This window comes from Rubrimonas sp., assembly GCF_036788415.1.
Taxonomy (GTDB): domain Bacteria; phylum Pseudomonadota; class Alphaproteobacteria; order Rhodobacterales; family Rhodobacteraceae; genus Rubrimonas.
Window position 1 is genome coordinate 1 of sequence record NZ_DAIQNN010000105.1, and the last position, 8,168, is coordinate 8,168.

Consider the following 8,168-nt stretch of genomic DNA (forward strand, 5'->3'; position numbering starts at 1 on the left):
TGCGGGGGCGATGCTCGGCGACGGCTGGTATGCGCCGCCTCTCGGGGCCCGGTCGGTCGGGTTGCTCCCATGGACCGAGGACGCTTTGGTCAACTACCTCCTCGACGGCTGGGACGGCGATCACGGCGTCGCCGCCGGCCCGATGACCGCGGTCGTCGACAATCTCGCCGTGATCGACGAGGACGACGCCTACGCCATGGCGGCCTATCTGCTGGCGGCGGGCGGAGGCGGCGCCGGGCCTGCCGAGGATGCGCGCGCCTCGGCTCGCGCGCGGGAGCTGTCCGGACAGACGCCCGCGGCCGCGGAGCGAGACCTGTATCGCAGCGATCCCGCGCTGCTGGAAGGGCTGGAGATCTTCGCCGCGCGCTGCGCCAACTGCCATCGTCAGGGCTCCGACACGACGCCACTGGCCGTGACGGCGGCGCTGCGCGCCGACAACCCTGCAAACGTTGTCGCCGTCGTCCGGCATGGCGTCCGACCGCCGCAAGGGGCCCCGACGAAAACGATGCCGGCCTTTCCGGCGCTGGATGACCGTGAGATGCGAAATCTCCTGCGCTTCATGCGCGCGCATTTCACGGATCAGCCCCCTTGGCCAGACACTTAGGGCCCGGACCTCATATAGGAGTCGCCGCCGGCACGGCCGCCATATCGAAGCCGCCGATTGTGCGAGGCCATCATGAGCACGCGCATGAACTGCGTCGGAGGTGGCAAAGCCGCGAACGGCGAGATCCTCGAAAAGTCGCCACTCTCTCGCGCTGCCACGCGGACGAGGAAGGCGCACCCCGGTCGCGCGACCGGCTGTTCACCGAACTGTGAATCGGCGCAGTGTTGGGAGCCCTGTCACGCCAAGGAAATCGATAGTTTGCGGCGCCGATCGGCGTCGGAACCCCGCGCCGATCCAAATCGAGGGACAAGAAGGGCGTCCGCTGGGCGGCTTTCCCCGAGAGCAGAACAGCAACTGGGCGCCCGCGGCCTCGATCAGCGCGCGCGCCCGCGGCCCCTTGTGGCTTGAGAGGTTGTCGTTGACGATGATGTCGCCAGGCCGCAGCTCCGGCACGAGAGCCTTCTGGACATAGGTCTCGAACGCGTCGCAGTTGATCGCGCCGCGCGGCACGAAGGGCGCGATAATGCCGCGCAAGGTCGGGGCGGCGACGAAGGTGGCGGCTCCTCCGTCATCAAGGGCCGGTCGCGGTTCTTGGCGAAAACCGTCGGCGCCCAGACGCCGGGGAGAAATCACGGTCCTCGAACCGCGTCGATGGTCCGATTCTTCAGCGGCCCGCTAGAGCCGGACCTCGCTGACGGGATCGAACAGGTGGGCCTTTGCGGGATCGGGCCAGATCGACAGAGTCGCCCCCGGCTGCAACGCGAGGCGCTCGTGGAACAGGCAATTGAGGCTGCCGGCGCCGAGCTTGAGAACGACGAGTGTGTCGTCCCCTGTCGGCTCGGTGACGACGACCGGCAGCGCGAGGCCGTCCGCCGAGAGCCGCACATGCTCCGGCCGTATCCCGTAGACGGCGCGCGCGCCGACGAGGTCCGGTCGCCTTGCGATGCAGGGAAGGAGGTGGCCGTCGTCCGACCGGAAGCCGTCCGCCTCCAGCACGCCGTCCACGAAATTCATCGCCGGGCTTCCGATGAACCCGGCCACGAACTGGTTGACGGGCCGGTCGAAGAGGTCGAGCGGCGTGCCGATCTGCTCGATCCGCCCGGCGTTCATGACCACGATCCGGTCGGCCATCGTCATGGCCTCCACCTGATCGTGCGTGACATAGAGCGTCGTGGCTTCGAGCCGCTGGTGCAGCGCCTTGATCTCCGAGCGCATGGCGACGCGCAGCTTGGCGTCGAGGTTGGACAGGGGCTCGTCGAACAGGAATACCTGCGGGTCGCGCACGATGGCGCGGCCCATGGCGACGCGCTGGCGTTGGCCGCCCGACAGATGGCGCGGGTAGCGCGACAGCAGAGGGGTCAGCCCCAGAATGTCTGCGGCGCGCGCCACCTTCTCCTCGATCTCACGCCGCGACGCGCCGCGCATCCTGAGCGAGAAGCCCATGTTCGCGGCGACCGTCATGTGCGGGTAGAGTGCGTAGTTCTGGAACACCATGGCGATGTCCCGCTCCTTTGGCGGGACGTCGTTCACCACCTTCGGGCCGATCCGGATCGTGCCCGACGTTACGTCTTCAAGCCCGGCGACCATCCGCAGGAGGGTCGACTTTCCGCAGCCCGAGGGTCCGACCAGAATGACGAACTCGCCGTCCTCGATGGCGATTGACGCGCCGTGGATGACCTGCGCGCCGCCGAAGGCCTTGGCGACGTCGACGATGCTTACTGACGACACTTGCGCACCAATCCTTGCTCCGGGCCCATCTCAGCTCTTCACCGCGCCGCGGGTCAGGCCCGAGATGATCTGCCGCTGCATCAGGAAGAAGACGGTCACGATCGGCACGCACGACACCAGCGCGGCCGCCATGACCATCCCGTATTCGGGCGTCTGCTCGCTGTTCAGCCCGGCGATGCCCACCGGCAGCGTGAACATGTCCTCGGATCGCATCATCACCAGCGGCCAGATGAAGGAGTTCCACGAAGCGATGAAGATCAGGATCGCCACCGTCCCGAGCGCCGGCCGTGCGAGGGGCAGGATGATCGACCAGAAGATGCGGAATTCGCTGCAGCCGTCGATGCGCGCCGCCTCGATCAGCTCGTCCGGCAGGGTGGAGATGTACTGCCGCATGAGGAACAGGCCGAAGGCGCTGGCGGCGAAGGGCAGGATCAGGGCCGGATAGGTGTTGATCAGCCCGAAGCGCGCCATCCAGCCGAACAGCGGGATGATCGTCGTGAAGGCCGGGATCGACATCGACCCGATGACGATCCAGAACAGGATGGTCTTGCCCCGGAACTCATACTTCGCGAAAGCGAAGCCAGCCATGCTGCCGAACAGCGTGCCGATTGCCATGGCTGAGACTGAGACGACGACGCTGTTTAATAGCCATCGCAGATAAAACGTCTCGGAAAACAGCCGGAAATAGTTGTCCGTCACCCAGCGCCGGGGCCAGAAGCCCGGGGACATGATGTCGCTGCGCACCTTGAACGACGACACCAGCGCCCAAGCCCAGGGCATCAGCACTACGCTGAGAAGCACGAGCAGCGCGCCGACAGTGAGCCACTGCGCGATCGGCGGCGGGTCGTTGACCGAAGAGGTGCGTTCCCCTGCACTCATCGCGGATCCTGACCGATGGTCACCTTCTGGAGGATGGCGATCAGCACGACGATGCAGGTCAGCACGTAGGAGGCCGCCGCGGCGTGCCCGAGCTGGAGGAACTGGAAGCCCTGCTGGTAGAGGTAGACTGCCACCGTCAGGGTGGAATCCGCCGGACCGCCCTGCGTGAGGATCATCACCTCGTCGAACATCTCCAGCCCCGAGATCGTCGAGATCACCACGCAGAACAGGATCACCGGGCGGATCGACGGCAGCGTGATGAACCACGTCACCTGCCACGGGCGCGCGCCGTCGATGATCGCCGCCTCGCGCAGGTCGCCCGAGACCGTCTGCAGCCCGGCCAGATAGATCAGCGTATAGTAGCCGAGCGTCCGCCAGACGCGCAGCATGATGATGGCCGCGGTAGCCCACCCCTCCTCCTGAAGCCAGATCGGGCCGCGCAGGCCAAAGGCCGACAGCGCCTTGGCGATGAGCCCGATGTCGCCCGCGTAGATCAGCTGGAAGATCACCGCACTGACCACGATGCTGATGGTCATCGGCAGGAAGAATGCTGTCCGGAACAGCTGCTTGAACCGCATCCATCCGGTATTGAGCAGCAACGCCAGCGACAGCGCCAGAATATTTGAGACAAGAACGTAAAAGAACGCAAGAACCAGCGTGTTGCCAAGCGCCCTGTGAAAGCGCGGACTGTTAATCAGCGCAAGGTAGTTGCCGACCCCGATGAAAACGGGCGGCGTGATGCCGCGCCATTCGGTCATCGAGTAGTAGACCGAGGCGGCGATGGGGAAGATCCAGAACAGACCGAAGATCACGAAGAACGGCGTCAGGAACAGGTAGGGCGCGAGTGCGCGCCGGCTCGGGGCGAGCCGCCAAAGCGCGTGGCGCGGCGGGTTCGCCCCGCCGGCCAGCGCGCTCTCCGGGGCGTCGTCGTCAGCCATAGAAGCCGATCATCTCCGCCTCGAAATCGGCCCAGGCGCGCTCCGGCGCCTTGCCGCTTCCGAGCATGAGGTCGAGCTCGCGGCCCATGGCCACCTGAATGCGCGGCCAGTCCGGCACGAGGTTCATGTACTGGGTCTCCCGCGGCGCCAGCGAGCTCTCGTACATCGACTCGCCGAGGAACGGGTTGATCTCCCGCAGCCGAGGATCCTGCCGCGCGCGCAGGTTGGCGGGATAGCCGTAGCTGTTGAGCCAGAGCCCGACCTGCGCCTCGACGTTCGTGCCGAGGAACTTCGCCCACTCGATGGCGGCGTCAACGTTGCGCCCGGAGCGCGGGATGGAGAGCACGCTGCCGCCCCATGTGCCCGTCCAAGGCGGGGCATCCGCGCTCCAGCGCGGCCACGGCGCGGCGCCCCACTTGCCGAAGTCGTCCGCCGCCTCCTGCTCGAGACGGTCGAGGCCCCAGTTGCCGGAATGCAGCGCCGCGAGCTTGCCGGTCTTGATCGCCACGAAATGCTCGGGCGAGTTGTGACGCACCAGCAGCGCGATGTCGTGCTCGTGCACGATGTCGTGGTAGAATTTGAGCTGCTGCGTCGCCTTCTCGTTGTTGCGGATGGTGCGGCCGTCCTGGCCGAAGTACTGGACCCCTGCCGACTCCATGTAGGCCATGAGTGGCCCGTTGCCCGGAACGCCGGCCGAGACCTGGTGCATGTAGATGTCTTCGCCCAGAGCCCGCACCCTGCGCCCGGCCTCGATCCACTCGGGCCAGGTGTCGGGCGGCGCGGAGAGCCCGATCCGCTCCATGATGTCGCGCCGGTAGAACATCACCGCGCTGTTGTTGATGTAGGGCATGCCGAAGGCGCGGCCGTTGTAGTGCAGCCGCTCCCACAACCGCGGCTCGTACTGATCCTCCAGACCGGCGATGTGGTCGGTGACGTCGGCCAGCCCGCCGGTCGGCGGATAGGTCGGGAAGCGCGCCTCGATGATGAGCCCGACGTCGGGCGCGCCGACGCCCGTGGCCATGGCGATCAGGATCTTGTCCTGGATCTCCTGCGGGTTGAGGTTGACGATGTCGACCTCGATGTCGGGATGCATCTCCCTGAACATCGGATAGAGCGCATTCGCCCCGCGGACGTGTTCGCTCCACGCCCAGTAGACGATCTTGGTGGTCGCAGCCTTCGCGATGTAGGGCGCGCCGAGCGCCGTCGCTGCGACGCCTGCGCCGAGCCCCCTGACGACCTGCCTTCTGTCAATTCTGTTGTGCATGGCCTCCTCCCCTTCTTGCTCGTTGTCGGTTTCGTTCACCGCCAGAGCGCGCCGTAGCGCTCGCGGATCGGATGGGCCCTGAAGGGCCGTTCGGCGAGGACGTCGAGGTTCGGCTCCACCCCGAGGCCCGGCGCGTCGGGCAACACGAAGCAGCCGTCCTCGAGCCTGATCGGCACGCTAGAGGCGCGGTCGCGGTAGGCCCGCTGGTCCTCCATCTGTTCGAGGATCATGAAGTTGGGGATAGACGCGCACAGGTGCATCGTCGCCGCGCAGCTCACCGGCCCGGCCGGGTTGTGCGGCGCGACGGCGATGCAGTGCATGTCCGCGTAGGCCGCGATCTTGCGGGCCTCGGTCAGCCCGCCGCAATGCATGACGTCGGGCTGCGCGACCCGGCAGCCGCCGCCCTCGAAAAGCTCGCGGAACTCCGCCCGGGACAGCAGCCGCTCGCCCGTCGCAATGGGCGTCGTGATCGTGCGCTGCGCCTGCACCATCACGCGCGCGTTCTCGAAGGGCAGCGGCTCCTCGAACCATCCCGGCCGGTAGGGCGCGAGCGCGCGGTCTAGCAGGACGATGGTGCGCGGCGAGAAGAACTCGGCGCATTCGATGAAGATCTCGGCGTCCGGCCCCGCGCCCTCGCGCGCGGCGGCCATCAGCTCGGCCGCCAGCGCGATCTCGCCGGCCTCGTCGGCGAGCAGCCCTTCGTAGGTCGCGGGGATGAACTTGAAGGCGGTGAAGCCGCGCCGTCGCGCCTCCCGCGCGCCCTCCAGCGCGGCGTCGGGCGTGCGGACGCCGGTCAGCCAGTGACTCGCATAGACCCGCAGCTTCGTGCGGTGCGCGCCGCCGAGCAGACGATGCACTGGCACGCCGAGACGCTTGCCCTCGATGTCCCACAGCGCGAGGTCTATCGCCGACAGCGCGGTCATGCCGACCGCCCCGCCGCGCCAGCGCCATGCGTGGTAGTGCCGGTGCCAGTGCCGCTCGGGGCCGGCCGGGTCCTCACCGACGAGCATTTCGCCGATCTCGTGGATGTTCGTCTCCACGGCACGGAGCGCGCCGGGGAGAGAACCCTCGCCCCACCCGACCAGCCCCTCGTCGGTGCTGACCCTGACGAACAGCCAGTTGCACCAGTCGACCCAGGCCTTGACGGTCTCGACTTTCGTCACCTGCACGACGCACCGCCGCTTTTGAAACCTTTCAATCAGAGTGAAGCGAGGCCCGTTGCCTGTCAATGCCCCGCTTCGGCGCGTCGGGTTTGACGTTCGGGGCCCCATGCGCGGCGGCGACCCGGTGGGGCCCTCGGGGCCTTGCGGCGGGCGCCGTCGCCGGCCCCGTCCCCGCTTGACGCAGCCGTCCGGGAACGCGCCTCATGACGCCCGGAGGCTTGAAGCACGAGGCGCTGCATTGCGACGACCGACGATCGAGGATGTCGCCAGGCTGGCCGAGGTCTCCGTCGGCACCGCGTCGAACGTGCTGAGCGGCAAGGACGTGGTCAGCGCCAAACGCCGCGAGCAGGTGCTGAGGGCGGCCGAGCAGATCGGCTATCGTCCGAACGGGTTGGCCCGCGGGCTGCGCCAGCGGCGCGCCAATGTCGTCGGCTTGTCCATCCCGGGCGTGTCCAGTTCCTTTCACACCTCGCTGGCCGAGGCGATCGAGGGCGTCGCAGCGTCGAACCGGCAGACGCTGATGCAGGTCATGACCCACGGAGACCCTGACCTCGAGTACGACCGCATCGACGCGCTCGTGCAGCGCCGCGTGGACGGGCTCATCATGATGCCGTCGCGCGCGCCGCAGCGGTCGCTGGAGCTGTTGCGCAAGAGCCATCTGCCGGCGGTGGTGCTGGGGCGCGATCCGGTGCCCGACGGCGGCTTCGACCGCATCACGCTTGACGAGCGGGCGGCGATGGCGGCGGCGGTCGCCCACCTGACCGACCTCGGCCACCGGCGCATCCTGTTCCTTGTCCGCTTTCCGCAACTCTCGGTCACGCGCGAGCGCATCGCGGCGCTGGAGGCGCTGTCGCGAAGTTCCGCAGGCGACCTTGTATCGAACGTCATCGCCTTCGGCGACGACCGCGACCTGTTCGAGCGCCGGTTGCCGGAACTGATGGGCGGGCCCGATGCGCCGACGGCGATCATCGCCAGCAACAGCATCCTCGCGCTCTGGCTTGCGCAAGCGTTGCTGCGGCTGGAGATGTCCTGGCCGCTCGACGTGTCGATCGTGTGCTTCGACGATCCCGTGTGGGGGGACATCGTGAAGCCCCAGCTCACCATCGTCCGGCAGCCCGTCGAGGCCCTTGCAGCGAGCGCCTGGGCGCTCCTGTCCGACCGCGTCTTCGGCGCGTGGACCGGAGAGGCCCGCGAAGTCGTGTTCAACGCCGAACTCGTGACCCGCGGCTCCACGGCGCCGCCTCGCGGCGGCTGAACTCGATCTGCATAGTCAAACTCGCTCTGGTCAGAACCCTGACCTGCCGCGACATTTTTGGCAGTGGGTTGTCTTGAGTCCAAGGTCGCGCGACCGGCGGCCTACCAGTGACCACCCTCGACCCCGCGACCGGCCGGAACCGGGAGGGTCGCCGCTACGCCGTCTCGCCCTGCAACCGAGCCGCCCTCCCCTGCGCTGAAGGCGTGACTGCGGCGGCCCAACGGATACCTCGGCGCGCGCCCAGATCAGTGACCCGCATTTACGCGCAGTTCCGCTGCGTCGGACATACGCCCAGGCTCCCGGGACGCGCGGTTCAGGCGTTCGTCGATGTCTTCGC

7 protein-coding genes and 1 pseudogene are annotated in these 8,168 nt (G+C 67.8%); 2 read left to right on the forward strand and 6 right to left on the reverse strand.

From position 1 onward, the window contains the following. Positions 1-604: c-type cytochrome (locus tag V7Q31_RS15780; protein WP_333834820.1), on the forward strand; the 604-nt coding region annotated here is incomplete at its 5' end. Positions 605-949: 345 nt separating this feature from the next. On the opposite strand, the pseudogene V7Q31_RS15785 reads toward V7Q31_RS15780, so the two are convergent. From V7Q31_RS15785 to V7Q31_RS15810, 6 genes and pseudogenes are all read right to left on the reverse strand, one after another. Further along, positions 950-1,219 (reverse strand): annotated as a pseudogene (locus tag V7Q31_RS15785) (transposase); the annotation flags it as partial. Positions 1,220-1,279: 60 nt separating this feature from the next. Then, a complete protein-coding gene (locus tag V7Q31_RS15790) occupies positions 1,280-2,332 on the reverse strand; it encodes an ABC transporter ATP-binding protein (protein ID WP_333834821.1) in 1,053 nt (350 codons plus the stop codon). A gap of 30 nt (positions 2,333-2,362) precedes the next feature. After that, positions 2,363-3,211: a carbohydrate ABC transporter permease gene (locus tag V7Q31_RS15795; protein WP_333834822.1), complete on the reverse strand. Its 849-nt coding sequence runs from the start codon at positions 3,209-3,211 to the stop codon at positions 2,363-2,365. After that, entirely contained in the window at positions 3,208-4,149 is a 942-nt protein-coding gene (locus V7Q31_RS15800; protein WP_333834823.1) for a carbohydrate ABC transporter permease, read from the reverse strand. The genes V7Q31_RS15795 and V7Q31_RS15800 overlap by 4 nt, the downstream gene beginning before the upstream one ends. Beyond that, positions 4,142-5,413 (reverse strand): ABC transporter substrate-binding protein, encoded by a 1,272-nt coding sequence (locus tag V7Q31_RS15805; protein WP_333834824.1) that lies wholly within the window; start codon positions 5,411-5,413, stop codon positions 4,142-4,144. The genes V7Q31_RS15800 and V7Q31_RS15805 overlap by 8 nt, the downstream gene beginning before the upstream one ends. A gap of 35 nt (positions 5,414-5,448) precedes the next feature. Continuing rightward, positions 5,449-6,582: a mandelate racemase/muconate lactonizing enzyme family protein gene (locus tag V7Q31_RS15810; protein WP_333834825.1), complete on the reverse strand. Its 1,134-nt coding sequence runs from the start codon at positions 6,580-6,582 to the stop codon at positions 5,449-5,451. Positions 6,583-6,814: 232 nt separating this feature from the next. On the opposite strand from V7Q31_RS15810, the gene V7Q31_RS15815 reads away from it, so the two are divergent. Next, positions 6,815-7,831 carry a LacI family DNA-binding transcriptional regulator gene (locus V7Q31_RS15815; RefSeq protein ID WP_333834826.1) on the forward strand — a complete coding sequence of 339 codons (1,017 nt, stop codon included), beginning with the start codon at positions 6,815-6,817 and terminating at the stop codon, positions 7,829-7,831. Positions 7,832-8,168 lie beyond the last annotated feature (337 nt).